Annotated in this window: 24 protein-coding genes; 2 read left to right on the forward strand and 22 right to left on the reverse strand. The window is 68.9% G+C overall.

Translation table 11 applies throughout. From position 1 onward, the window contains the following. Positions 1-23: 23 nt before the first annotated feature. From DFR29_RS25625 to DFR29_RS25665, 11 genes are all read right to left on the reverse strand, one after another. Complete coding sequence (locus DFR29_RS25625; protein ID WP_133821492.1) at positions 24-422, reverse strand: hypothetical protein; 399 nt, start codon at positions 420-422, stop codon at positions 24-26. Then, positions 419-2845: a heavy metal translocating P-type ATPase gene (locus tag DFR29_RS25630; RefSeq protein ID WP_243746180.1), complete on the reverse strand. Its 2427-nt coding sequence runs from the start codon at positions 2843-2845 to the stop codon at positions 419-421. The genes DFR29_RS25625 and DFR29_RS25630 overlap by 4 nt, the downstream gene beginning before the upstream one ends. Next, entirely contained in the window at positions 2842-3495 is a 654-nt protein-coding gene (locus tag DFR29_RS25635) for a methyltransferase family protein (RefSeq protein ID WP_133821493.1), read from the reverse strand. The genes DFR29_RS25630 and DFR29_RS25635 overlap by 4 nt, the downstream gene beginning before the upstream one ends. Further along, positions 3492-3860 carry a DUF2933 domain-containing protein gene (locus DFR29_RS30590; protein ID WP_133821494.1) on the reverse strand — a complete coding sequence of 123 codons (369 nt, stop codon included), beginning with the start codon at positions 3858-3860 and terminating at the stop codon, positions 3492-3494. The genes DFR29_RS25635 and DFR29_RS30590 overlap by 4 nt, the downstream gene beginning before the upstream one ends. A gap of 27 nt (positions 3861-3887) precedes the next feature. Beyond that, positions 3888-4205, reverse strand: a complete 318-nt coding sequence (locus tag DFR29_RS25645) for a c-type cytochrome (RefSeq protein WP_166654336.1) — start codon at positions 4203-4205, stop codon at positions 3888-3890. Between the two features lies 1 nt (position 4206). Beyond that, a complete protein-coding gene (locus DFR29_RS25650) occupies positions 4207-4854 on the reverse strand; it encodes a c-type cytochrome (RefSeq protein ID WP_166654337.1) in 648 nt (215 codons plus the stop codon). Between the two features lie 11 nt (positions 4855-4865). Beyond that, the gene (locus tag DFR29_RS29435; RefSeq protein WP_166654338.1) at positions 4866-5654 is read right to left on the reverse strand and encodes a hypothetical protein; all 789 of its coding nucleotides are present in this window, start codon (positions 5652-5654) and stop codon (positions 4866-4868) included. Between the two features lie 77 nt (positions 5655-5731). Beyond that, entirely contained in the window at positions 5732-5953 is a 222-nt protein-coding gene (locus DFR29_RS29440) for a hypothetical protein (protein WP_166654339.1), read from the reverse strand. Continuing rightward, positions 5950-6234, reverse strand: a complete 285-nt coding sequence (locus tag DFR29_RS25655; RefSeq protein WP_133821497.1) for a DUF5676 family membrane protein — start codon at positions 6232-6234, stop codon at positions 5950-5952. Before DFR29_RS25655 ends, DFR29_RS29440 begins: the two co-directional genes overlap by 4 nt. Beyond that, entirely contained in the window at positions 6231-6794 is a 564-nt protein-coding gene (locus tag DFR29_RS25660) for a MerR family DNA-binding protein (protein ID WP_208113729.1), read from the reverse strand. Before DFR29_RS25660 ends, DFR29_RS25655 begins: the two co-directional genes overlap by 4 nt. A gap of 753 nt (positions 6795-7547) precedes the next feature. Further along, a complete protein-coding gene (locus tag DFR29_RS25665; RefSeq protein ID WP_166654340.1) occupies positions 7548-8669 on the reverse strand; it encodes an MFS transporter in 1122 nt (373 codons plus the stop codon). A 141-nt stretch (positions 8670-8810) separates the two neighbouring features. On the opposite strand from DFR29_RS25665, the gene DFR29_RS25670 reads away from it, so the two are divergent. Next, complete coding sequence (locus tag DFR29_RS25670; RefSeq protein ID WP_133821499.1) at positions 8811-10055, forward strand: MgtC/SapB family protein; 1245 nt, start codon at positions 8811-8813, stop codon at positions 10053-10055. On the opposite strand, the gene DFR29_RS25675 is transcribed toward DFR29_RS25670, so the two are convergent. The 11 genes from DFR29_RS25675 to DFR29_RS25725 all read right to left on the reverse strand — a co-directional run bounded on the left by DFR29_RS25675 (position 10052) and on the right by DFR29_RS25725 (position 22972). After that, positions 10052-11167, reverse strand: coding sequence for an ABC transporter permease (locus DFR29_RS25675; protein ID WP_133821500.1), 1116 nt, complete (start codon positions 11165-11167; stop codon positions 10052-10054). The genes DFR29_RS25670 and DFR29_RS25675 overlap by 4 nt on opposite strands. Continuing rightward, positions 11164-12261, reverse strand: a complete 1098-nt coding sequence (locus DFR29_RS25680; RefSeq protein ID WP_133821501.1) for an ABC transporter permease — start codon at positions 12259-12261, stop codon at positions 11164-11166. The genes DFR29_RS25675 and DFR29_RS25680 overlap by 4 nt, the downstream gene beginning before the upstream one ends. Beyond that, on the reverse strand, positions 12258-13943 hold the full coding sequence (locus tag DFR29_RS25685) for an ATP-binding cassette domain-containing protein (RefSeq protein WP_133821502.1): 1686 nt from the start codon (positions 13941-13943) through the stop codon (positions 12258-12260). Before DFR29_RS25685 ends, DFR29_RS25680 begins: the two co-directional genes overlap by 4 nt. After that, positions 13940-14899 (reverse strand): HlyD family secretion protein, encoded by a 960-nt coding sequence (locus DFR29_RS25690; RefSeq protein WP_133821503.1) that lies wholly within the window; start codon positions 14897-14899, stop codon positions 13940-13942. Before DFR29_RS25690 ends, DFR29_RS25685 begins: the two co-directional genes overlap by 4 nt. A 40-nt stretch (positions 14900-14939) precedes the next feature. Further along, complete coding sequence (locus tag DFR29_RS25695) at positions 14940-15377, reverse strand: hypothetical protein (RefSeq protein WP_133821504.1); 438 nt, start codon at positions 15375-15377, stop codon at positions 14940-14942. 65 nt (positions 15378-15442) lie between these two features. Beyond that, complete coding sequence (locus tag DFR29_RS25700; protein WP_133821505.1) at positions 15443-16090, reverse strand: methyltransferase family protein; 648 nt, start codon at positions 16088-16090, stop codon at positions 15443-15445. A gap of 14 nt (positions 16091-16104) precedes the next feature. Beyond that, entirely contained in the window at positions 16105-16401 is a 297-nt protein-coding gene (locus DFR29_RS25705; RefSeq protein WP_133821506.1) for a DUF2933 domain-containing protein, read from the reverse strand. A gap of 209 nt (positions 16402-16610) precedes the next feature. After that, positions 16611-19772: an efflux RND transporter permease subunit gene (locus tag DFR29_RS25710; RefSeq protein WP_133821507.1), complete on the reverse strand. Its 3162-nt coding sequence runs from the start codon at positions 19770-19772 to the stop codon at positions 16611-16613. 1 nt (position 19773) lies between these two features. After that, positions 19774-21120, reverse strand: coding sequence for an efflux RND transporter periplasmic adaptor subunit (locus DFR29_RS25715; protein ID WP_133821508.1), 1347 nt, complete (start codon positions 21118-21120; stop codon positions 19774-19776). Further along, positions 21117-22424, reverse strand: coding sequence for a TolC family protein (locus tag DFR29_RS25720; RefSeq protein ID WP_133821509.1), 1308 nt, complete (start codon positions 22422-22424; stop codon positions 21117-21119). The genes DFR29_RS25715 and DFR29_RS25720 overlap by 4 nt, the downstream gene beginning before the upstream one ends. Positions 22425-22558: 134 nt before the next feature. Beyond that, the gene (locus DFR29_RS25725; RefSeq protein ID WP_133821510.1) at positions 22559-22972 is read right to left on the reverse strand and encodes a hypothetical protein; all 414 of its coding nucleotides are present in this window, start codon (positions 22970-22972) and stop codon (positions 22559-22561) included. A gap of 164 nt (positions 22973-23136) precedes the next feature. Between DFR29_RS25725 and DFR29_RS25730 the strand changes: the two genes are divergently transcribed. Then, complete coding sequence (locus DFR29_RS25730) at positions 23137-24450, forward strand: hypothetical protein (protein WP_133821511.1); 1314 nt, start codon at positions 23137-23139, stop codon at positions 24448-24450. Positions 24451-24637 lie beyond the last annotated feature (187 nt).

Here is a 24637-nt window from a genome sequence, read left to right on the forward strand (position 1 = left end):
TGGCCACGGGTGCCGGGCGCCCATCAGCGGATCAACTCGACGGTGTCGTTGACCTTGGGCTTGCCGCTGACCACCTGGGCCTGGGCGTAGTGCGTATCGAACAGCTCCGTGATCCGCACCTGGCCGACCGGCTCGCGACGGAACCGGGGGCCGGCCGCCTTGGGACTGCGCGAGACCCGCTTGTGGCGCACGACTTCGAGCACCTGCCCGACCTGGGCGCCATCGGCCTCGCCCACGCAGACGACCAACGCGCCAGCGTCGGCCTCCAGAATCTGTCCGCGCATGACGACTTCATGTTTGAAGCTGCCCTCGGCGGCGTGGGCGGCGCCGGTCAGCGCCAGCATCAGGACGCCCAGGCCGAGCCAGCGGCGGGAGTGGCCACGCAGGGAGGCGGCGCGGTTGGAAACGGGGACGGTATTCATGAGAGGGACTCCTTGGGGGTCTCAGGGGACGGGGCGGCCGCGGCGGCGGCCAGGGGGAGGCGCTTGAGCAACAGCGCATTGACCGCCACGATCACCGAGCTGCCGGACATCGACAGCGCGGCGATTTCGGGCGAGAGCACGAACGGGAAGAGCACACCGGCGGCCAGCGGGAACGCCAGGACGTTGTAGCCCACCGCCCACGCCAGGTTCTGGTGCATCTTGCGCAGCGTCCCGCGGGCGATCGTGATCGCCCGCACGACGTCATAGGGGTCGCTGCGCATCAGCACGATGTCGGCACTGTCGATGGCGACGTCCGTGCCGGCGCCGATCGCGAAGCCGACCTCGGCTTGCGTGAGCGCCGGGGCGTCGTTGACGCCATCGCCGACCATGCCGACTTTCAGGCCCTGGGCCTGCAGTTTCTTGACCTCATCGGCCTTCTGGCCAGGCAGGACATCGGCCAGCACGATGTCGATGCCCAGGTCCGCGGCCACACGCTCGGCGGTGGGCCGGTTGTCGCCGGTGATCATCGCCACCCGGACCTTGCGCCGGTGAAGCTCCTGGATCGTGGCCCGGGAGGTGGGGCGAATGGCATCCGCAATCGCAATGACGCCCGCCAGGCGCCGGTCGACGGCCACGTAGATCACGGTCCGGCCGGCGCCCTTGAGGCTCTCGGCTCGTGCCTCGATCTCGTCCACGGCCACGCCCTCGGCCGTCATCAGCAGGCGGTTGCCCAAATGCACCCAGCGACCCGCCACCCGGCCCATGGCGCCCTGTCCGTCGATGTTGGTGTAGTCCGACGCGCGATCTGTGACAGGCCCGGCGTGCTTGAGGATGGCCTGCGCCAGCGGGTGTTCGGAGTGCGCCTCCACGGCGGCCGCAATCTCGATGAGGCGCGCCTCGTCCCAGTCCGCCGCCGGCACCGTTTCCACGACATCGGGTTGCCCCACCGTGAGCGTGCCGGTCTTGTCGAAGATCACGACGTCCAGACGAGCGCACTGCTCAATCGCCTCGGCGTGCTTGAACAGAATGCCGTGGCGGGCGCCCATGCCGGTGCCGATCATGATCGCCATCGGGGTGGCCAAGCCCAAGGCATCGGGGCAGGCGATCACGAAGACGGTGATGGTCAAGGTGAGCGCGAACAGCAGGGTCTGCCCGATCCACCAGAACCAGACCGCGAAGGTGAGCGCGCCGATCACGATCGCCGCCAGCACCAGCCATTGCGAGGCCCGGTCGGCCAGCAGCTGGGCTGGGGCCTTGGAGTTCTGCGCTTCCTGGACGAGCTTGATGATTTGGGCCAGCGCGGTATCGGCGCCCACCTTGGTGGCGCGATAGGTGAAGGCGCCGCTGCGATTGATGGTGCCGCCCACGACGAGCGAGCCCGGCGCCTTCTTCACGGGCATCGATTCGCCGGTGAGCATGGATTCGTCTACCTGGGACTGGCCCTCGAGCACCTCACCATCCACCGGCACCTTGGCGCCTGGCCGAACGACCACCACCTCGCCCACCTGCACCTCATCGGTGGCGATCTCCACATCGACGTTGTCCCGGCGAACGATCGCCTTTGGGGGGGAGAGCTTGAGCAGCGCCTTCATGGCATCCGAGGCGCCGGCGCGAGCTCGCATTTCCAGCCAGTGGCCCAGCAGGATGAAGGTCAGCAGGACCGAGGAGGCCTCGTAGAAGTTGGGCCCGTCGAACACGAAGGTCGCGCCCAGGCTGAAGCCGTAGCCGGTGCCGACGCTGAGCAGCACCAGCACCGCCATGTCCAGCACGCCGCGGCGCAGCGAGCGAATCGCGGCCGCGAAGAAGGGCCAGCCCGGGTAAAGCACCGCACCGCTGGCCAGCAGCCACAACCAGACGTTCTCGGCCAGTCCGAACGGGGTCGCGGGCGGACTCATCATGCCCATCGGCGACCAGATGAACAGCGGGATCGAGAACAGCAGGGCGACCACAAAGCGCCGGCGCATGTCCGCTGCCGCCGCGTGCAGGTCGCCCCCGTGGTGCATGCCCTCGTGCGGGTCCGCGCCGCGCTTGTCCGGCGCGACGGGCGCATGGCCCGCGTGCCCTTGCATCGACGGCGTTGCGTCCTCAGGGAGGGCCGACGCTGCGGGGGAGGGCGACGGGGCATGGCCGGCATGTGCAGAGTGACTGGTGGCCGACCCGGCGGAGGCGCCTGGCGGGACAAACTCGGCGGACGGGGCGCGGCAGGTGAAGCCGCAAGCGCGAATCGCCGCCGTAATCGCCGTCGGCTCCGCAGCGCCGCGGGTATAGCGCACCTGAAGCGTGCCGGCCGCAAAATTGGCTTCGGCGGCCTGCACGCCCGGCAACCCGCGAACCGTGGCGGCCAGCGTGCGGGCGCAGCCCTCGGTCAGCATGTCGCCGATCGGCCAGACCCTTACCGCCTGAGTGTTCATGGCGGTGCTCATGACGCCACCGCCAGCGGCCGGCGACGGCGTGGGAAGAACCGCGGCACCGCGTCCGCGTACTGCTCATACGCCGTGCCAAAGCGTGCCCGGGTTTCGTGCTCCTCGTTGATCGCCAGGCGCACATAGGTGATCAGCATCACCGGGTACAGCACCAGCGTGAGTAGGGTCGGCCACTGGACCAGGAAGCCGGTCATGATCAAGGCGAACCCGACATACTGCGGATGCCGTAAGCGGGCATAGGGGCCGGTCTGGGCCAGCTCGCCGCTGCGCTGGGCCTGATACAGCACCGGCCAGGCCCGAGCGAGCAGCCAGAAGCCGCCACCGATCAGCACGAAACTCAGGATATGGAAGGGGCCGAAGTGCGGATTGCTCCGCCAGCCAAACATCATCTCCAGCACATGGCCGGCGTCGTGACTGAGCCAGTTCACCTCCGGAAAGCGCGACGACAGCCAGCCCGACAACAGAAACAGGCTCAGTGGGAAGCCGTACATCTCGGCGAACAACGCCACAACGAACGCCGAGTACAGGCCGAAGCTGCGCCAGTCGCGTGTCGTGAGCGGAGTGTAGAAACTCCAGGCGAAAAAGATGAAGAACGCGGCGTTGAGCACGGCCAGCGTCCACAGGCCGTAGCCGGGAATGAGCGGGTTCATGGCAGGTCTCCCCGATGGACGTGCGGGCGCGGCGTCCGTGGGCCATCTCCCGGTGGGGTGGGGACATCGGCCGGCGGTCCGCCATTGGAGGACGCGCGGTCCGCGTCCCCATCGCCGTGCCCGCCGTGACCCCCGTACCCACCATGACTTCCATGGCCCCCGTGGCCCCCGTGGCCCCCGTGGCCAAACACGTGGAGCAAGGGACACGCCAGCAGGATCAGGATTGGCAGCCAGCGCCAGAGTCCGGACAGGTGCAGGCGGTGCTCGGCGATCAGGTAGAAGGCCGCAAACCCCATCAACACCCAGAAGATCACGCGGGCGCGTTGCTGGTTGGGGGAGCGGGGATGGACAGTGGGTGTGGTCATGGGGAGTCTCCTGGCGAACAGCCGCGTTCAGGACTTGCCGAGCGTGCGCAGGTAGCCGACCAGCGCCGTGGCATCAGCGGCAGTCAGCGCGGCATTGCCGCCCTTGGCCGGCATCGCCATTGGCGAGCCCGGCGTTTGGAATCCGTTGAGGATGCTGGCCGCAAGCTCCGCATCCGACTTGCCGAAGCGCGTGGCCAGGTCCGGTACGCCCGGAATGGCGCCCTTGCCCGTGGGCCCGTGGCAGGCCACGCAGGTGGTGTCGTACAGGGCCTTGGGCTCGGCCGCGAGGGCGGGGACGGTCACGGCGATCGTCAGCGCACACAGGACGGGAGAGAGGAGGCGCATATCAGTTGCTCCCTTTGAGAAACACGAGGATGTCGTCGGCTTGCGCGCCATCCAGGCCGGCCCGCAGCCGCATATGGGTGACCACGACTTGCCACTGCTCGTCGGGCAGCGACTTGGGATCACGCATGGCATGGCAGCGGGCGCAGTTGTCGGCCCAGGCCTGCGCGCCACGCGCGAAGGCCGTGCTATCTGCCGCGACGCCCGCAGAGGTCGCCCCCGCCGGCGCCGGGGCTAGCACGGCGGCTGGCGGGGAGGCGGGCGCGCCGTTGGCGGCCGACGGGGGCGGAGGGGTTCCCGCGCCGGATCGCAGGTAGCCAATGATGGCCTGCGCATCCTCCGCGGTCAGGGCGGGATTGCCGCCCTTGGCGGGCATCGCCATCGGCGAGCCTGGGGTCTGGAAACCGTTGAGTACGTTGTTAACCAGCTCGGCGTCGGGCTTGTCCAGACGCGTGGCCAGATCCGGCACGCCGGGAATGGCGCCCTTGCCGGTCGGGCCATGGCAGGCGACGCAGGTGGACTCGTACAGGGCCTTGCCATCGGCGGCGATGGCGCCAGCCGGCAGGATGACCAGGGCGAGTCCAAAGGCAGCCGCCACGGCCCGCAGGCTCTGGCTCGCGATGGCCGGGGAACGAAGAGGGACGCGTGTCATGACAGGTCTCCTTAGAAGCCGTGGGCCAGCTGCAACAGCACGCGATCGGCCTCGGCCTCGGCGTTGTCGCTGTCGTTGATCTCCCAGCTGAGCTTGAGCTGGGTACCGGGGCGGAACAGGTAGTTCAGACCCAGGGCGGTTTGCTGGAAGGTCGACTCGCCGTGCGGCGAGAGCGAGTCGCCAACGCGCAGCACCGTCTCCCAGCGGTCGGCGCCGAAGCGATACGCCCCCTGCACATACCAGGCGCGCCAAGTCGCGCCATCGGGCGCCAGGCTCATCGGCGCGTCGCCGACCCGCTGGCGGATCCATTCGCCCCGCAGCGACACCGCCCGGCTGGCCTGCCAGGCCACGTCCACCCCCTCGACCCGGTAGGCACGGGTGGGCTCGGCCATGCCGATTCCCATCTCGCCCGGATCGAGCACGACATCGCCACGGGTCAGCGAGGCGCCCAGTTCCAGGCCGGGCCGCGGCAGCCAGCCGACGCGACCACCCCAGACCCGTTCGCCATCGCGGTTGGTCGAGGATCCCTCGACATCCAGATCCAGACCTTCCATGCCCTCGAGCCCCAGGCGCGGACCGTTGGCGACATACAGGGCGTAGTTGAGCTGGTGGCCATCCGCGAGGGCGCGACCGCCGCGCAGTTGCACTCCCACGTCGGTCAAGGGCGCCGCGCCGCCATGGCCAAAGCCGGCCGGTACCGAGGCGAGCTTGTTGATCCAGGACGGATGCAGGTTCTGGAAGAAGTAGCCGACCGGGCTCAGGAACTTGCCAACCACCACGGCCGAGGAGTCGCCCAGCAACCAGCTCGCTGTCGCGTACTCCAGACCGGCGGCCTGGTCGCCGCGGTCATCGGCCTCGAACTCGGCCTCGGCCTCGATCAGAAAGCGCTCACCAACCTGCAGAAGATCGGCGCGAGGGTCACCGCGCCGAGCGTGCCGGCGTCGCCCTGGGTATCGGTCACCGTGACGTCGGCGTAGCCGGCGAAGTGAAAGATCACCGGCGAGTCGTCGGACGTGGAGGCCGCCTCGGGCGGCGCAGCGGCAACGAGCGGGGCGGCGAGTAGGCTGGCGAGCAGCAGAAAGAGTCGAGAGCGGTTCATCGGCTACCTCCGATCCAACGATGCACGGTGGCAAACAGGGCACCGGCGACGAAGGCGTAGCCGGCAATCGCGAGCGTGCCGATCAGCACGGCGCCCCAGCGCAACTCGCCGATGGCGGGCGAGAGGCCGGACAGGCTCAGGCCATGCACGATCAGGCCCAGGCCGGCGGCCAAGGCCCCGGGTGACCACGCCACGACCAGGGCGCACGCCAGGTAAAGCACAGCCGCCGTCACGGCCAGGGACAGGCCGCAGGAGAGCGGGGACAAACGAGGGCTTGTCATGAGGGTTTCTCCGAAGAAGCGCGACGACCCAACAGCCGCCGCGGGGTGGTTTGGGGAACGGCGGCGGCTTCACTGGCCGCGATCGCCTCGATCAAGGCGCACACGTCATTGCCGGTCGGCACGGCGTCGGGCAGGTGGGTCCAATGCGCGACGGCGGTGGCCATGCGCATCTGCAGGGCCAGCAGGTGTTCCAGTTGGTCCCGGGTTTCCTTCAAGCGCCGGGTCATGATGTCGCGCACCAGCGGACAGGGACTCTTGCGCTGGCGGCTGCGGCGCAGGATTTCCTCGATCTCGGCGAGGGTGAAGCCGAGACGCTGCGCCGTGCGGATGAAATGCAGGCGATGCAGTTCCGCGGTCGAGAACAACTGGTAGCCGGCCTCGGTGTGGCTGGCTGCGCGAAGCAGGCCGCGGCGCAGGTAGTTGCGCACCACGTGCACGGTCACGCCTCCCAAGTGCGCCAGACGGCGCACCGTCATCGGCGGATCGGATTTGCGAAGGTCGGCCGTCATTGCATGCTCCCGCAGAACCGTCCGGAGACCGTAAACCTGTGTGTCGAACACAGGTCAAGGCACGCCGGCCGGCGCAGAGCGGCAGTGACAACACGCTTGGAGTGGGACGATCCCATCGTCTTGGCCTCGCACGAACCGCTGCCCAGGGGCGATGCGGTAGGAGTCGGCGGGGCAGGCCGTGGACACGGCGGCTGCACCGAAGCGACCGGAGCCCGGACGGGCACCGGCCGGTCATCGGCGCGGGATCAGATCAGCAGGAGGCTCGCCGGGTGCGGCGTAGGTCGATGCCAAGCGCTATGCGGACGAGCGGCCACCGCGTGACCCGCCGCATCCGGCAGTCGCTGAACGGCTACGACTGGCAGAGTCGGCAGTGGGCCCAAGGCGGGGACAGACGCCAAGCGTGGCGCCTCCTTGCTCAGGTCACCTTGGCTGCAATGGGAGGCGCACAGGGGCGCATCGCTGCTGAGCGGGGCACCGTGGCACGGCGGGGGTGTTTCGACCGCGACGGCATCGCCGTGATCGGCATGCTGGGCGTGGGTGGGCATGGACGCCATCGCCGAAAGTGCGCACGCCGGATGGCTCGCCAGGGCCAGTTGGGCCCACACCAGTGCCAGCATCGCCAGCAGCGAAATCGGTGTACGCCAGCGGTGGCGGCGGAAGCGGTTCATTGTCGAAGCCACTCTAACGCGGTTCGCAGGGTCGGAAGTTGACTTGGGTCAAATGACGCAGCGTCGCGCCTGGTGCCTACCGACGCCACGACGATACGCTGGCTGCCGCACGGGTCAAGTCGTTCGCGTGCACTGCTCAAGGTTCGGCCCCTTGTACGGGCGGACGCCTCGCTATGGCGACCGCGACTACCACGGCGAGGCCCACCACGACGGCGATCCAAGCGGTCTGCGGTGTTTGAGCGCGGAATGCCACGCCGCCCAACAGTGCACCTGCGGCTTGTCCCAGCCCGCCCAGGGCGGCGCGCAGGCCCAGTTGCAACCCGTGCGCCCGGCCGGCGCTCCGTACGATCCACAGGCTGATCGTCGGTTGCAGGACGCCACCCCCAGCCGCCACCAATGCCACAACGGCGCCGAGCATCCACGCCTCCGACGTCCAGCGCAGCACACCGACCCCCAACGCCGAAACCAGAAATGCCGGCGCCAGCCAGCGCCACAAGCTGGTCGGGTCGCGCTGAGGTTGGAACACGCCGGTCTGCACCGCGATCATCACCAGGCCGCAGCCTGAGAACAACAATCCGATCGCCGGCGCCGACAGCCCCAGTTCTTCGCGCCCGCGCACACTCACCCCGACCTCCATGGCTCCCATCACCAAGCCGGCGACCATGGCTGCCGCGGCCAACAACCACAGGCGCGGCCGATCCGGGAGCCGCGACGGCGCGGCTAGCGACGCGGTGGTGGGTAGCGTGCGTATGCGCGCCACGGCGATCGCGGCGATCAAGATCAAGCCCGTCGCCAGCGCAATCGGCAACCGCAGGCTGGCGCCCTGGGCCAGCGCCCCACCCAGTAGCGGTCCCGCCAGCCCGCCCAGGAGCGCCGCCCGTGACACCCGTGCAACCGCTGTCCCGTAGACCGTGGGCGGACACCACTGCGCCGCCAGCGTGAGCACGGCCGGCACGGCCACGGCGCCGAGCGCGCCCTGCAGGGCGCGGACCAGGACCAGTACGGTCAGCGACGATGGCCACCACAGGGCCAACTGCACCAGACCTTGGCCCACCAGACCGATCAACAGCAACCGGCGGGCGGAATAGCGGTCCAGCAGCCACCCCCACACCGGTGAGGCCACCACTGTCGCCAGCGTATAGGTCGCCATCATCATCCCGGTGGCGGCGGCGATGTCCTCGGGTGCCACCGTGGCAAGCAGGGCCGGCAGCACCGGCAACACCAGGCCGTACGCGGTGGCGATCACGAACAGCGCCAACAGTGGTCCGCGTAGTTGCCGCGGCACCGAAGCAACGGCGGAGTCAGCGCTCACCGGCTCCATCGCCCTGCGACCTCCTTGACGGTGGCTGGGCCCGACGTGCCATGCTGGCCGGCGCATTGACTCTTCGGGCGAGCCCACGTGGACGAACTGAGCGGGCTGTTGTTTTCCTTGGCCGCGGGCCTGTTGGTGGGTGTGGAGCGTGGCTGGCGCCAACGCTCGGTTGCCGAGGGCCATCGGCCGGCCGGCCTGCGCACGTTTGGCGTAATCGGCCTGCTGGGCGGCTTGGGCGCGCTGGGGGCGCAGCGCTGGGGCGACGGCGTGCTTATCGCGCTGGGCGCGGCCGTGGCGCTGGCGCTGGTGGCCGGATACGGGGCGACGGTGTGGATGCACCGTGCGATGGGGCTGACCACCCTGATGGCGGGCTTGGCGACCTTCATGATTGGCGCACTGGCCGCGGGCGGTGCACCGGCGGCGGCCGCCGCTGCGGCGGTCGTGATGGTGCTCCTCCTGCAGCTCAAGGACACGCTGCACACCGGCATCGCCCGACTCTCGAGCGAGGAGTTGGCAGCCGCGTTCCAACTGCTGCTGATCTCGGTGGTGATCCTGCCGGTCCTGCCCGACCAGGGCTTCGGGCCGTACGGTGCCATCAATCCGTACCGGTTCTGGTGGGCGGTCGTGCTGATCGCCGGCTTGTCGTTTGCGGGGTACGTCGCCATGCGCGTCACCGGCCCGCGTCGGGGCCTCATGATCACGGCGCTACTGGGCGGCATCGTGTCCTCCACGGCCACGACCGCAGCCTTGGCGCGGATGGCGGCGACCACCCCCGCGCTGGCGCGTCCGGCCGCCGCCGGCGCCATCTTGGCCTGCGCGGCGATGTTCGCCCGCATGATCGGGGTGATCGCCGTGACGGCGCCGTCCTTGCTCGCCGGCCTGTGGCCCCTCCTGGCCGCGATGGCGGTCACCGGCGGAGTGCTGGGTCTGCTGTGGCAGCGGACCTCGAACGCCGCGCTGCCCGAGCCCGCGCTACCCAACCCGCTCGCGCTGCGCTTTGCGCTGGGCTTCGCCGCCTTGCTCGCTGTCGTCGCGCTGGTCAGCCGGGCGCTGACGGACTGGTGGGGTGAAGCGGGCTTGTTCCTGACGTCGGCGATCGCCGGTCTCGCGGATGTCGACGCCATCATCGTCAGCACCGGGCGAATGGTGGGCGAGGGGATCGTGACGCCGGCGGCGGCCGCCTGGGCGCTGCTGCTTGGCGCGGCCGTCAACCAGGCCACCAAGCTGGCGTTGGCCGCCGGTCTGGCCGGGCGCGCCGTGGCGGGGCCCTTGGCGCTGGCGTACGCGCTGATGGCCGCGGCGGGCGCGTTGACAGCCTGGGGCATGGCCTAGGCCAGTTTGCGCCGGAACACGGCGGCGGCCGCCACGAACAGCGCCAACCCGATCCCGGTCATGGCCAGGGCCTGGGGCCAGAGCTCGGCCCAGCCGGTGCCCTTGAGGAAGATGCCCAGCAGTACCTCCATGTAGTAGCGCAGAGGGCTGAGCAGCGAGGCACTTTGAAGCACGGGCGGCATCGATTCGATCGGCGTCATCGTGCCCGACAGGAACAGCACCGGGAACAGCGCGAAGAAGGCCAGCAGCAGCGCCTGCTGCAACGTGCGGGTCACCGCGGCCACGAACACCCCCATGGCGATCGCGCTGAGCTGGAACAGTGCCGCGAGCACCATCAGCGTCACCAGGCTGCCGCGCTGGGGCACGTCGAACGCCGCCACGATCAGCAGAGCCGGGAAGATCGCCAGCAGATTCACCGCCACGGTCGGGATGGTCTTGGCGGCGAACAGCTCCAGCGGCGTGATCGGGGTCACCAGCAACTGCTCGATGGTCCCGTGCTCCTTCTCGCGCACGATCGATGCGGCCGGAACCATGACCCCGACCAGCATCGCGGCCAGGGCCATCATCGAGAGCACCATGAAGTTCTTGGTTTCCTGCTCGGGGTTGTACCAGACCCGGGGGACGGCCACGGCCTGGCCGGGGCGCGTGCCCAGCGCCACCTGCAGCGGGGGACGGTCGCCTTCAAACCGCCGCACGACCTGCATGGCGTAGTGGCGGGCGTTCTCGGCCACGTTGGAGTTGGTGCCATCGAGCAGCAGTTGCAGGGTCGGCCGGGTGCCGCGCTGGTAGGCCTGCTCAAACCCCGGCGGGATCACCCAGACCATGGCCACCCGCCCGGCCTGCAGGGCCTGTTCGCCTCGCCGGGGCTGATCGCTCACCTCGCGCAGCTCAAAGGTCTCGGTCGCCTGCAGCAAGGCGACCAAATGCCGGCTGGCCACGCTCTGGTCCTGGTCCACCACCGCCACCGGGAGTTCGCGGATTTCGAAGGTCAAGGCCAGCGTGCACATCACCGCTTCGACGGTGTACAGGAACAGGATCAGGAACAGCACGGTGCGGTCACGCAACACTTGCGTCACCTCCTTGCGCAGCAGGCCGACAAAGCGCCCGCTCACGCCGCCACCTTCTGGCGCAGGCGCCACGCCGCGAAGACAAACACCACCGCCGTGTACAGTGCCAGCCAGGCCAAATTAGGCGCCAGCGCCACCAGGCCGGCATCCTTGAGCACCACATCGCGCGAGATTTCGACGAAATAGCTCGCCGGCACAAGGGTGCTGTAGAGCTGCAACATCAGCGGCATGGTGAACACCGGGAACAGGAAGCCCGAGAACAGGAACGAGGGCATCAGGCTGACGATCAGCGCCACCAGCATGGCGCTGAGCTGGGTCCGGGTGATGGTCGAGACCAGCAGGCCGATACCCACCGTGGTCAGCACGTAGACCCCGGACGCGGCCGCCAGCAGCGCCGGGCTGCCGGCGAACGGCACGTCGAACCAGACGATCCCGACACCGACCAGCAGCGCCATCTCCAGCAGCGCGACGCCGGCATAGGGCAAGAGCTTGGCCAGCACGAACTCCGCCGAGGTCACCGGCGAGGCGTAAATCTGTTCAATCGTGCCCGACTCCTTCTCGCGCACGATCGCCAACGCCGTGAGCAGAGGCGGGAACGCCATCAGGATCACGGCGAACAGTCCCGGGATAACAAAATTCGCGCTGCGAAGACCCGGGTTGTACCAGACCCGGACTTGGGTCTCGATCCGTTGGCGCGGCGCCGCCGGATAGCTGGCGACAATGGCTTCGGCGTAGCCCAAGGCCAGCGCGGCACTGGAGGCGAACGCGCCGTCCACCAGCAGCTGCACCGGCGCGGCCTCACCGCGCACCAGCGCCCGCTGAAAGCGACGCGGCACGACCAGGACCACGCGCACCTGGCCGCGTTGCAATGCCTGTTCGGCCTGGCGCGTCGTGTCGAACGCGTGACTTTGCTCAAAGTACCCACTGGATGTGAACCGATCCACCAGTTCCCGGCTCGCCGGCGACCGGTCTTCGTCCAGGACGCCCAGGCGGATGTTGTTGACATCCAAGGTGACGGCATAGCCGAACAGAAACAGCATCACCAGCGGCATCAGGATCGCCAGGCCGATGGTCAGCGGATCGCGCGCCAGCTCCCGACACTCTTTGCCCATCAGCGCCAGCACGCGCCGGCGGTTCATGCGGCAGCTCCCGTCTTCGCCGTGGCCTGGGCGATGGCCTGCACGAACACCGTCTCCACCGAGGCATCCGCCGACTGACCGGTCTGGGCCCGCAAGGCGTCGAGCGTGCCCCAGCCGATCAAGGCGCCCTGGTGCATCAGGCCAATGCGGTCGCAGTACGCCGCCTCGTCCAGGTAGTGGGTAGTGACCAGGATGCTCATGCCGCCCTGGGCCAAGCGCCGGATCAGCCACCAGAAGCGATAACGCGCCAAGGGGTCCACGCCGGAGGTGGGTTCGTCGAGAAACAACACGGCAGGCTGGTGCAGGATGGCGCAGGCCAAGGCCAGCCGCTGGCGCTCGGCGCCGGACAGCGCCGCCACCAGCCGCCCCGACTCCAGGGTCAGTCCCAGTTGCGCGGTCGCCTGCGCGATCGCCTCGCGGGCCCGTGCACCGCGCAGGCCGTAGGCGCTGGCGAAGAAATCGAGGTTCTCTTGCGCCGTGAGGTCGAGGTAGAGCGAAAAACGTTGGGACATGTAGCCGATGCGCTGGCGCACGGCGGCGATTTGGCCGGGCAGCGAGAAGCCGGCGACCTGCGCCTGGCCTTCGGAAAAGGGCACCAGCCCACACAGGCCCCGGATCAGGGTCGTCTTGCCGGCGCCGTTGGGCCCGAGCAGGGCGAGCAACTCCCCGGGCTGGATCGACAGCGACACCCGATTCACCGCGCGAAAGCCTCCGAACACGACCGAGACGTCGCGCGTGACCAATCCGGGGCCGGGAGTTGAGAGGGTCACCGGTGGCGCCGCCGGCGCCTCGGGTTCGATCGCCGTGTCGTGCAGGACGAAGACATCCTCGAGCACGGGCACCGCCGGCTGGCTGCCGGGGACCGGCGCCGCGGCCGGATCGCGGGATTGGAAGCGCGCCCGGTCGGGCAGGACCTGCAGGCCCCGGACCTGGGGCAGGGCGCGCAGGGCGGGAAGGCGCTGCGCCAGGTCGGAGCCGCGCAGTTCGAACACCCGGCCCGCAGCCTGGGTTCGCAAGCCCGACGGCGTGTCCAATGCGAGGGGCTGGCCGTCGCGCAGCAGCAGGACCCGGTCGCAGCGTTCGGCTTCGTCCATGTAGGACGTGGCCACGATCGTGGCCACCCCGGTCTCACGGTACTGGGCGAGCATCGTCCACAGCTCCCGCCGCGACAGCGGGTCCACGCCCAGGCCCGGTTCATCCAGGATCAGCAGCTGCGGCGCATGGATCAGGTTCGTGCACAGCGACAGCTTCTTGCGCATGCCGCCCGAGAGCTTGCCCGACAGGCGCTCGGTGAACCGGGCCAGACCCGCCATGGCCAACAGCTGCGCCCGCCGCGGACCGTAGTCGGCATCGCTGACGCCCCGAAGCGTGGCCGCCAAGCGCAGGTTTTCCTCGATGGTGAGGCGGTCGTAGAGGGTGAAGCCCTGGGTCATGTACCCCAGGCCCGCAGCGATGCGCTTGCTGTCGCGGCGTGAATCGCCGCCCAAGACGGTACAGGACCCTTCACTGGGATCCAGGATGGCCGCGAACATCTGCAGCAGCGTGGTTTTGCCGGCGCCATCGGCGCCGACGACCCCCAAGGTCTCGCCCGGGGCCAGCGACAGGCTGACATCCCGCACCGCCCAGCGCGGGCCAAACCGCCGGCCCAGCCCCTGGGCGACAAGGCGAGCGGTCGGCGTCACTGCGGCACACGCAAGGGCGTGGGCCAGGGCGCCTGCGCGTCCCATTGGATCCAGGCGTCCGCCGGCATGCCCGGCTTGAGCTGCTGCTCGGCGTTGTCGATCACCAGGGTCACGCCATAGACCATCTGTGCCCGCTCATCAGGCACGTGGATATCGCGCGGCGTGAACTGGGCGTAGGGATCGACCCGGGCGACGGTGGCCGGAAACGTCTGGTCCGGGTAGGCATCGACCCGCACCTGCGCCGACTGGCCCAGCTTGACCCGGCCGGCGTCGTTGGCGGCCAGGTACACCTTGAGCTCGATACGACGCAGGTCCGCCAGCAGGGCCAAGGGCTGGCCCGGCTGGATCACTTCGCCCACCTCGACCCCGCGCACGAGAACCGTGGCGTCCTGCGGCGCTTTGACCTCGGTCCGGCTGACATTGGTCTGGGCCAGCCGCACCCGCGATTCCACGCTGCTCACCTGCGCCTGCAGGCTGGCCCGCTGCGCCCGCAGCCGTCCCAGTTCACCTTCGGCCTGGTTGACGGCGTCGTTGGCGCTGTCCAGCTCCCGGGCGGTGGCGATCTGGGTCGTGACCAAGCGCTCGATCCGCGCGCGTTGCTGGCGGGTCGTCTCGACATGGTGCTGCCAGGAGACAATTTGCGCCTCCAGGGCCGCCACGCTTGCCCGAATCGCCTGCGCCTCTTCCTGCACGCTGCTGAGCTGGTCCTGCGTGGTGACCGGGTCGATCACCAGCAACACGTCTCCGGCCCGGACCGGCTGCCCCTCGACGAGCCGTTGCTCCACTACCCGGCCGCCCGTTTCGGCGGCCAGGCGCACTTCCGTGGCTTCCACGTGGCCGCTGCCATAGGCGAACCCAGCGGGGAGGGGCGGCACCCGCAGCCACTGGTAGGCGAGCGCGGCACCGCCGGCCAGCGCCACCACGGCCAACAGACTCCACACGATTCGACGACGCATCAGGGTTTACTCCTTGGCTGACCCAGGGTACGGCGGTCCATCACGAACCGCCGTGCACGTTGTCGTAGACCACGTCGAACCGCTCGACGCGCTCGCCCCGGCGCACCTCGATGCGGAACCGGTGCCCCCGGCCCTCGGCGATGACGAAGGTCGAACCGTACGACAGCGTGTCCCCGAGCGGCATCGGCTCGAGCACCTTGCTCATCGCCGCGCCCTGCGGCGGGGTGTGTCGCACGGTCACCGTGGCCTGCGTGATGCGCTGGCCGGTCGGGGTATCAAACAGCGCGACGACCAGGTGGTGGGTGTCGGATGCGGGGCGGGTCGCCCCGTGCGCGTCCGGTGCCTCGGGGTGCGCCGCGAGGGCGGCTTGGGACAGCGCGGCGGGGACCACGCCGTAGTAGAGCGTAATCCGCTCGTTCTGTTGCCGCTGATCCGTGGGCGTCGCCTGAGCCGACGCGGCGAACGCGGCGAGCGCCACTGCGGCCGCGCCTACCACGGCCCACCCCACGCGCCGGGCGTGTCCGCCCGCACCGCGCCGCCGGCTCATGCCGTGACCGCCTGCCGGCGCCGGCCCGGGATAAACGCCGGCGTGGTCGCCAGGTAGCGCACGTAGGGGTCGCCGAACCGCAGCAGGCTGTCGCGTTCCTCCGCCTTGGACAGCCGCCAGTAGGCGATGACCAGGATCGGGAACATCGCCAGCGTGATCAGGGTCGGCCACTGCAGCAGGAAGCCGAACATGATCAGCACGAAGGCCACGTACTGCGGGTGGCGGATGCGGGCATAAGGCCCGGTGGCCGCCATCTCGCCCAGGCGCTGTGCGCGATAGAGCACCACCCAGGCGCTGGACAGCAGCCAGAACCCCCAGACGATGAAGACCATGCTCAGGACATGGAAGGGCCCGAAGTGCGGGTTGGCACGCCAACCGAAGAACATCTCGAACACGTGACCGGCGTCATGCGAGAGCCAGTTCACTTCCGGGAAACGGCTGCTCAGCCAACCCGACAGGAAGTACAGCGACAGCGGAAAGCCGTACATCTCGGCGAACAGCGCCACGATGAACGCCGAGTACATCCCGAAGCTGCGCCAATCGCGGCGCGTCGACGGGGTGTAGAACGTATAGGCGAAGAAGATGAAGAGTGCGGCGTTGAGGACCGCCAAGGTCCACAAGCCATAACCGGATCCACTGGACATGACCGTCTCCTCGTTTAATGTTGATGGCCGCCGCGCGGGCGGTCCTCGGGGGTGGGGGTAGCGGGATTGGACGGCGGCGGCTGGGTCTGGTCATGGCGGTGACCGCCGTGGCGATGGCCGGCATGCATGCCCACATGCAGGGCGAAGAACGCGCCGATCAGGACGTAGGGCAGGGCGCCAAACAGATGCGCGCCGTGCTCGACGAGCAGGAAAAAGCCGGCAACGGCCAGGAAGCCCAAAAAGGCCAGCCGGATCCACCAGGGCGCAGGGGCGCGCGACGGCGGGGAAGCGTGCGAGTCGTGGTGAGTCATGACGAACTCCTTGTGCAAGGTGGATGGCAGGACAAGCAGACGACCCGGGAGCGGACCGTCGGCCCGGGCAACGCGGCCCGGGCCGTGCGGCCGCCCCTAGGCTCGGCGACGCACCCGGGCCGGATGTCGCTCCGCGGGGTGTCCCGTTCGGGGTGCAGGAACCCTAAAGCTGGGTGCGGCACACAGGTCAATGGCCGGGCGCCGAGAACTCATCGCGCCGTCTCCGGCAATCCGGCGGCGCGCACGGCCTGGGCGCGGGGGCCCAGCAACTCGCGGCGCTTGACCAGTGCGTAGATGACCGGGATCACCACCAAGGTCAGGATCGTGGACGAGACCATGCCGCCGACCATCGGCGCGGCGATGCGCCGCATGACTTCCGAGCCGGTACCGGTGCTCCACATGATCGGCAACAGGCCCGCCATGATCGCGACCACGGTCATCATCTTCGGCCGGACGCGCTCGACGGCGCCCTCGACGATGGCGTCGGTAATGTCGCCCAGCGTCAACGCTTCGCCCTTGCCCTGCCGGGCTTTTGCCCGGGCGTCCAGCGCGTGGTCCAGGTAGATCAGCATGACCACTCCGGTCTCAGCGGCCACGCCGGCCAGAGCGATAAAGCCCACGGCCACCGCAACACTGAGGTTGTAATCCAGCACCCACATCAGCCAGACACCGCCCACCAGCGCAAAGGGCACCGACAGCATCACGATCAGCGACTCGGTGACCCGGCGGAAGTTCAGGTACAGCAGCAGGAAGATCAGCGACAGCGTCACCGGCACCACGATCTTCATCTTGGCGATCGCCCGCTGCATGTACTCGTATTGGCCGCTCCACGTGGCGTAGTAACCCGGCGGGAACGTGACGGCTGTGGCCACGGCGTCTTGGGCGGCGCGCACGTAGGCGCCCAGGTCCGGGTCGCGGGTGTCGACGTAGATATAGGCCGAGAGCAGGGCGTTCTCCGTGCGGATCGACGGCGCGCCCTTGCGGATCGTAATCGTGGCCAGCTCTCCCAGCGGCACTTGGGCCCCGTCCATCGTCGGGACCAGTACCTGCCGGGCGATTGTTTCCGGGCTGTCGCGCAGCTCCCGCGGGTAGCGCACGACCACGCCGAAACGCTCGCGTCCCTCCACCGTCGTGGTCACCATGTCGCCGCCCAAGGCCGCCGCGATCACGTCCTGCAGTTCGCCCACCGGCAGGTTGTAGCGCGCCAACTGCCGCCGATCGGGCTCAATGTCGAGATAAAAGCCGCCGGTCAGGCGCTCGGCGTAGGCGCTGGTCGTGCCCGGCACCGTCCGCACCGCGGCCTCGATCTCCTTGGCCAGCCGCTCCATCTCCACCAGGTCGGTTCCGAATACCTTGATGCCGATCGGGGTGCGGATGCCGGTGGCCAGCATGTCGGTGCGAGCCTTGATCGGCATGGTCCAGGAGTTGGCTACGCCCGGGAACTGCAAGGCCTGGTCCATTTCCGCGATCAGCTTGTCGATGGTCATGCCCTCGCGCCATTGGTCGTCGGGCTTGAGGTTGATGACGGTCTCGAACATCTCCACCGGCGCCGGATCGGTGGCGGTCAGGGCACGACCGGCCTTGCCGAACGCCGAGGCGACTTCCGGGAATGACTTGATGATGCGGTCCTGCTGCTGCAGCAGTTCCGACGCCTTGGTCACCGACATGCCGGGCAGGGACGCCGGCATGTACAGCAGCGTGCCTTCGTTGAGCGTGGGCATGAACTCGCTGCCCAGGCGCGTGGCCGGCCAAATCGAGACCAGCATCACCGCCAGCGCGGCCACCAGGGTGGCCGCCTTGTGCCGCAGGACCACGGCGATCACCGGCCGGTAGACCGCGATCAGGAACCGGTTCACCGGGTTCTTCTCTTCGGGCAGGATCTTGCCGCGCACGAACAGCAGCATCAGCACCGGCACCAGCGTCACCGACAGCAGCGCGCCGCCCGCCATGGCGAAGGTCTTGGTGAAGGCCAAGGGATGGAACAGGCGACCTTCCTGGGCCTCCAGGGCAAATACCGGCAGGAAGGACACGGTGATGATCAGCAGGCTGAAGAACAGCGCCGGTCCGACCTCCCGGCAGGCATCGATGATCAGCTGGATGCGGGGCTTGGTCCCGTCGTCGCGCTCGATGTGCTTGTGGGCGTTCTCGATCATCACGATCGCGGCGTCCACCATCGCGCCAATGGCGATCGCAATGCCGCCCAGGCTCATGATGTTGGAGTTCATGCCCAGCAAGCGCATGGCCAGGAACGCGATCAGCACGCCCACGGGCAGCATGATGATCGCGACCAGGGCGCTGCGGACGTGGAACAGGAACACGATGCAGACCAGGGCGACGATCAGGCTCTCTTCGATCAAGGTCCAGCGAAGCGTGGCGATGGCGCGGTGGATCAGGTCGGAGCGGTCGTACACAGCGCGGATCGACACCCCCTCGGGGAGCCCGGCTTCGATTTCATTGATTTTCTGCTTGAGTCCCTCGATCACGGTCAGGGCGTTCTCGCCGTAGCGCGCTACGGCGATGCCGGCGACGGTTTCGCCCTCGCCGTTGAGCTCGGTCACGCCGCGGCGCTCATCGGGCACCAGCTCCACCCGGGCCAGATCGCCGATGAGGATGGGGGTGCCTCCGTCGGCCTTGACCACCAGGTTCTCGATGTCCTCGATGCCGCGCAGATACCCCCGGCCCCGGACCATGTACTCGGTCTCGGTCATCTCGACCACGCGCCCGCCCACATCCCGGTTGCTGCTGGCGATGACCTCGGAAATGCGCGACAGCGGCACGCCGTACTGGCGCAGCCGGCCGGGGTCGACAGTGACCGAATACTGGCGCACGAAGCCGCCGACGCTGGCCACCTCGGCCACCCCCGGGGCCTTGGTCAGCTGGTAGCGCACGTACCAGTCCTGGATGGCGCGCAGCTGGTCGAGCGACCACTGCTCACCCTCAAGCACGTACTGGTAGACCCAGCCCACGCCCGTGGCATCCGGCCCCAGCGTCGGGGTCACGCCCTCGGGCAGCTTCTTCGAGGCAAAGTTCAGATACTCGAGCACGCGTGAGCGCGCCCAGTAGATGTCGGTGCCGTCCTCGAAGATCACGTAGACGAACGAGGCGCCGAAGAACGAGAAGCCGCGCACGACCTTGGACTTGGGCACGGCCAGCATCGCCGTGGTCAGCGGGTAGGTGACCTGGTCCTCAACGACCTGCGGTGCCTGGCCAGGCACCTCGGTGAAGACGATCACCTGCACGTCCGACAGGTCGGGCAGGGCATCGAGCGGGGTCCGGGCCACGGCGTAGATGCCAGCGGCCGTGATCGCCAGGGCCATCACCAGCACCAGGAAGACATTGCGGACCGACCATTCAATCAGGCGGGCGAGCATCTCACTGGCCTCCCGTATGGCTGGCATGCGGATCGGGCTCGGCGGGAGCCTCTTCGGCTTTCACTGGTGGCGTGTCGGTTTCGCCGGTGGGCGGCGGCGCCGCGCCGTGGTCCATGCCCTGCATGGCCGAGCGCAGGTTGCTTTCGGCGTCGATCAGGAAGTTGGCCGAGACCACGACCGCTTCGCCAACCTCGACGCCCGACAACACTTCGATCCGATCCCCGGACCGGGCACCCACGCGCACGGTCCGCGGCGCGAACCGCCCCGGCGCCGTCTGCACCAGCACCAGCTGCCGTGTGCCCGAGTCAATGACCGCCGAGCGCGGGATCACCACCGCCGCGTCCGTCGCGGTGCCGGTCAGATCCACGTCGCCGAAGAGCCCGGGCCGTAGCGCGCCCTCGGGATTGGGCAGCTCGATGCGCACGCCAATGGTGCGGCTGGCCGCGTTGACGATCGGCTGAATAAAGCTGACGCGGCCCGAGAAGCGCTCGCCGGGTAGACTCGGCGTCTGGAAAGTGGCCTCGCCGCCCACCGTCAGGCCCGCCGCAGCCGAGGTCGGCACGTCGGCCACGACCCAGACCGTGGACAGGTCGGCCAGCCGCAGGATGGTTTGGCCCGGCTCGAAGCGGTCGCCTTGGACCACCAGCTTTTCGACCACCACGGCATCGGCCGGGGCCGTCAGCACCAGCCGCGAATTACTGCCCTGGCGCGTGACCTGGGCGCCGCCAATGTCCCAGTTGCGCAGGCGCGCTCGGGCGGCATCGCGAAGCTGCCGCATGGTCGCGGCGCTGGCCGGATCCGCCGACGCCATTCGCCGGGCGGCCGCGTCAGCAATCTGGTATTCGCTCTGGGCGGCGACCAGCTCCGGGCTGTAGAGCGCCATCAGCGGCTGCCCCTTTTGCACCGTCATGCCGGTCTGATTGGCGTACAGGGTGTCGATCCAGCCCTCGAACTTGGGCGCGATGACGAACTGGCGGGTCTCATCGACCTGCACCGTGGCGCTCGCCCGCACGGCACCGGCCAGGGACTCGCGGACGGCCAGTTCGGTGCGCACACCCAGCTTTTGGACCTTCTCCGGCGGCAGCACGACGGCACCCGGCTCGGCCGCGGGCTCGCCGCCGGCAAAAACCGGGATGTAGTCCATACCCATGGCGTCCTTCTTGGGCACCGGCGAGGTGTCCGGCAGGCCCATGGGGTTGCGGTAGTACAAGACCTGGCGCTCCGCCGAGGCCGACGGCGCGTCCGCGCTGAGAGCCGTCTCCGGGGCGGTCGATCGCCCGACCCACCAGCCGGTCGCCAGGGCCACACCCACGGCGATCGCCAACACACTCCAATTCGTACGGTTCATTCGACACTCCCGACAATGGCGCGCACGGCGGCGGCACCAAGAAATTCATCGCGACGGACATCGACCCGCGACAGGTCGGCGCCTTGCCACGCCTCCAGGGCCTCCAGCAGCGTGCCGAAGTCGACATCGCCGACCCGGTAGCTGGCCAAGGCCGATTCGAAATTGGCTTGCGATTGCGGTATCAGCGTCTGCTCGATCAACTGGCGTTGATCGCGGGCGCTGTCGGCCTGGGCCCAGGCCTGGCCTAGTTGCCCCTGCAGGTCGTTGCGCATCGCCTGGACACGCGAGCGTGCCGCGTCGCCCATCAACACCGCCTCGCGCTCGCGTTCGCGCCGGGCACGTTGCTGCAGGGGAATCTCGACCTCGAGCATCACCTCCAGGCTGTCGACCCGGTCGTCACGCTGCATCACCCCCACGCCCAGCGTGATGTCAGGGAACCGCTGGCGGCGCTGCAACTGCGCTGCGGTGTCGGCGGCGGCGGCCACCGCCAGACGTGCCTGCAGGGCCGGGTGCTGCGCGTTTTCCAGACCGGCCAGGGCATGGGCGAGTGAACCGGCCGGCAAGCCCAGGACCGGCTCACTCGCCGGTTCGGCCAAGGGCGCGTCCGCCGGGCGGCCCAACACGGCATTGAGCATGGCGGCCGCCTCGCGTCGCACGGCCAGGCGCTCGATGCGTTCGCGTTGCATGGTGGTGCGCGCGACTTGCGCCCGGATGGAGTCCTGCTGCGCCGCCACGCCCAAGCTGTAACGCACGCGGGCGACTTCTTCGACCTGACCCAGCAATTCAATCAACCGGTCCACGACGAGGACGCTTTCGCGGGCGTGCCAGTAACGGACATAGGCCTGCTCGGCCTGGGCCAGCAGGTTCAACGCCGTGGCCTCGCGTTCGAGTTGGGCGGCATTGGCTTGCTGGCCCGCTATCTCGCGGGCCAAGCCGCGTTTGCCCCACAGGGGAATGGGCTGCTTGAGGCTGTAGGTGGTCGAGCCGACGTTGTTGGGCAGGAGGGTGGGGCGGTCGGGGTCAATCTCTTGGAGCTCAACGCCCGCCATCGGGTCGGGCAGTGCCCCGGCCGGGTAGATGCGCGCCTGCGCCGCCTCGGCTTCGGCCTGCATGGCCTGCAGGTCCGGGTTGTTCGCCAGCAGCCAGGCGCGGATCGACGCGACGTCGGCGCCCGGCGGCGGCGCCTCGGCGAACGTCGGCGGCGCGAAGGCCAGCAGGGTCGCCAATGCCAAGGCCTGCAGCGCGATGGGGCGCGGCTGGCCAGCGCGGGGCGCCAGTGTGGAACGGATGAACGGGAATCCCATGGTGTTCGCCTTGCACGGACTGCGGACCACAGGGGTCGGCAGGGGTGGGTCGGACGGCACCGGCCGCAGAACGCGGCCGAACCGATGTCTCCGGCGTCGGCACACAGCGGCGCCGGCCGGTCATCGGTCAGGAATCAGATCAGCAAGAGACTCGCAGGATGCGCAGTAGGTCGATGCCAGGAGCGCAGCGGCCCCGGTGCCTGGGCGGCGTCGGGATCGTGGGGGAGGTGCTGCACGCTGACCACGGGGATCGCCGGCAAGAGCCCCAGGGCGGGCACGGCCAGCACGCGGGAGACGTCCGGACTCAGTTCGCTGCGGCTGCAGTGCGACTCGCACGCGGGCGAAGACGCATCCGCGGCGGGCGCCGGATGACAGGGTTCCGGGGGCGGCCCGCCGTGATCAGCGTGGCCGATGCCACTCTCGGCCAGCGCCATGCTGGCCAAAGTGCAGGCAGGATGGCTCGCCAAGGCCATCTGCGTCCACAGCAGGGCGACCATCGCCAGCAGCGAAAGACGGGTGGACCAGCGGTGGCGGCGGAATCGCTTCATGGTTGAAAACTACCGTACCCGCTCCGGCGGCGCCGGGGCTTGACCTGGGTCAAACGACCCAGCGTCTCCTCCGACTCCTCCGACCCGGAATAGTTCCAGCTGGCGCAGGATACGTCACGATAACCTTGTCTGGGCGCCACACGCCCCCTACTGCGAGACCCCCCGTGACCCTCGTGACCCAACCTGCCATTCGCCGTGTCCTGGAGCATTGCGGTGTGCCCTGCGTGGAAACCGTGACCGCCGACGCCCTGCACCGCGACTGTTTTTGCGTCGCGGTGGATCCGGAGGCCGTACGCGAGCAGGTCAACGGCCTGCTGGCCTCGGAAGGCGCGCCCAGGCGCTTGACGGATGCCCACGCCCACCTGTTCGCTGCACTGCCGGTCTTCGTGCCCGAGCACACCATTGGGCAGATGGAGGCCGCCGTACGGGCCTTGAGCGCCGCCGTCGCGACCACTGGCTTCGTCGACGCCGCATTGGCTTGGGCTCCCCCCATCGCCCACCACGATCCGGGCTCGCCTAGCGGACTGCTGGGCTTTGACTTTCATCTGGGGCCCGAGGGCCCCCGGCTTATCGAGATCAACACCAATCCCGGCGGGCTGCTGCTCAACGCCCTCCTGGCGAAGGCCCAGCGCCTGTGCCTGCCGTCGCTGAGCGTGCCGGCCGCCTCCCCAGAGACCGAACAGCTGGCGATCGACGTCTTGCTCGATGAGTGGCGGGCGCAGGGCGAACATGCCGCCGACGCGCAGGTGGCTATCGTAGACGAGGCGCCAGAGCAGCAATACCTCTATGCCGAGTTCATGCTGTTCAAACGGGCGCTGGAAGCTCGGGGTCATCGGACGGCCATCTGTGATCCGGCGGATCTGAGCTACGTCGACGGCGCGCTGCGGTTGGGCGAGACGCGCATCGGGTGGGTTTACAACCGTCTCACCGACTTCGCGTTGGCCGCACCCACGTCGCACGCGCTTCGTTCGGCGTACCTGGCGGGCAACGTGGCGTTGACTCCCCACCCGCGCGCCCACGCGCTGTGGGCCGACAAGCGCAATCTGAGCCTATTGGGCGACCGCAGGTTTTTAGCCCAAGCCGGGCTGTCCCAGGAGGTGCAGGCGCTGCTTGCCGAGGTAATCCCGTCGACGGTACTCGTGACCGCGGACAATCGCGAGCAGTTGTGGGCCACGCGACGCGATTGGTTTTTCAAGCCCGCCGGCGGATTCGGCAGCCGCGCCAGCTACCGGGGCGACAAGCTGACCCACAAGACCTGGGCCCAGATGGAAGGTCAGGCCTATGTCGCGCAGGCCGTGGTTCCCCCCAGCGAGCGACATACCGGACGCGATGCCACCCCGCTGAAGGTCGATCTGCGCTGCTATGCCTACCGCGGCCAGGCGCTGTTCTACGCGGCCCGGCTCTATCAGGGGCAAACCACCAATTTCCGCACGGCGGGCGGCGGGTTCGCGCCCGTGCTAACGCTGGTGAACACGTAGACCGGCGGTGCCGCCCGAGGGCGCCGTGCATTGAACACGACGTTTTCTTACCCCGAAGCGTCGGAAGCTGCGTTAGTCTGTTGAGGCGCGTTGAAAACTGACCAGCTAAACGGGGTTGTGCGCGCGGAAAATTGACCAGGGTGTCCCACCTAACCTGCATGGGTTTCGGCCGATGCGGGGTGACGAA

This window comes from Tahibacter aquaticus (genome assembly GCF_004363655.1).
GTDB classification, from domain to species: Bacteria; Pseudomonadota; Gammaproteobacteria; order Xanthomonadales; family Rhodanobacteraceae; genus Tahibacter; species Tahibacter aquaticus.

Bases quoted from the DNA above. Each gene is read 5' to 3' on its own strand.
- DFR29_RS25625 (WP_133821492.1), bottom strand. From the start codon at position 422: ATGAATACCGTCCCCGTTTCCAACCGCGCCGCCTCCCTGCGTGGCCAC.
- DFR29_RS25630 (WP_243746180.1), bottom strand. From the start codon at position 2,845: ATGAGCACCGCCATGAACACTCAGGCGGTAAGGGTCTGGCCGATCGGC.
- DFR29_RS25635 (WP_133821493.1), bottom strand. From the start codon at position 3,495: ATGAACCCGCTCATTCCCGGCTACGGCCTGTGGACGCTGGCCGTGCTC.
- DFR29_RS30590 (WP_133821494.1), bottom strand. From the start codon at position 3,860: ATGACCACACCCACTGTCCATCCCCGCTCCCCCAACCAGCAACGCGCC.
- DFR29_RS25645 (WP_166654336.1), bottom strand. From the start codon at position 4,205: ATGCGCCTCCTCTCTCCCGTCCTGTGTGCGCTGACGATCGCCGTGACC.
- DFR29_RS25650 (WP_166654337.1), bottom strand. From the start codon at position 4,854: ATGACACGCGTCCCTCTTCGTTCCCCGGCCATCGCGAGCCAGAGCCTG.
- DFR29_RS29440 (WP_166654339.1), bottom strand. From the start codon at position 5,953: ATGAACCGCTCTCGACTCTTTCTGCTGCTCGCCAGCCTACTCGCCGCC.
- DFR29_RS25655 (WP_133821497.1), bottom strand. From the start codon at position 6,234: ATGACAAGCCCTCGTTTGTCCCCGCTCTCCTGCGGCCTGTCCCTGGCC.
- DFR29_RS25680 (WP_133821501.1), bottom strand. From the start codon at position 12,261: ATGAACCGCCGGCGCGTGCTGGCGCTGATGGGCAAAGAGTGTCGGGAG.
- DFR29_RS25690 (WP_133821503.1), bottom strand. From the start codon at position 14,899: ATGCGTCGTCGAATCGTGTGGAGTCTGTTGGCCGTGGTGGCGCTGGCC.
- DFR29_RS25700 (WP_133821505.1), bottom strand. From the start codon at position 16,090: ATGTCCAGTGGATCCGGTTATGGCTTGTGGACCTTGGCGGTCCTCAAC.
- DFR29_RS25705 (WP_133821506.1), bottom strand. From the start codon at position 16,401: ATGACTCACCACGACTCGCACGCTTCCCCGCCGTCGCGCGCCCCTGCG.
- DFR29_RS25710 (WP_133821507.1), bottom strand. From the start codon at position 19,772: ATGCTCGCCCGCCTGATTGAATGGTCGGTCCGCAATGTCTTCCTGGTG.
- DFR29_RS25715 (WP_133821508.1), bottom strand. From the start codon at position 21,120: ATGAACCGTACGAATTGGAGTGTGTTGGCGATCGCCGTGGGTGTGGCC.
- DFR29_RS25720 (WP_133821509.1), bottom strand. From the start codon at position 22,424: ATGGGATTCCCGTTCATCCGTTCCACACTGGCGCCCCGCGCTGGCCAG.
- DFR29_RS25725 (WP_133821510.1), bottom strand. From the start codon at position 22,972: ATGAAGCGATTCCGCCGCCACCGCTGGTCCACCCGTCTTTCGCTGCTG.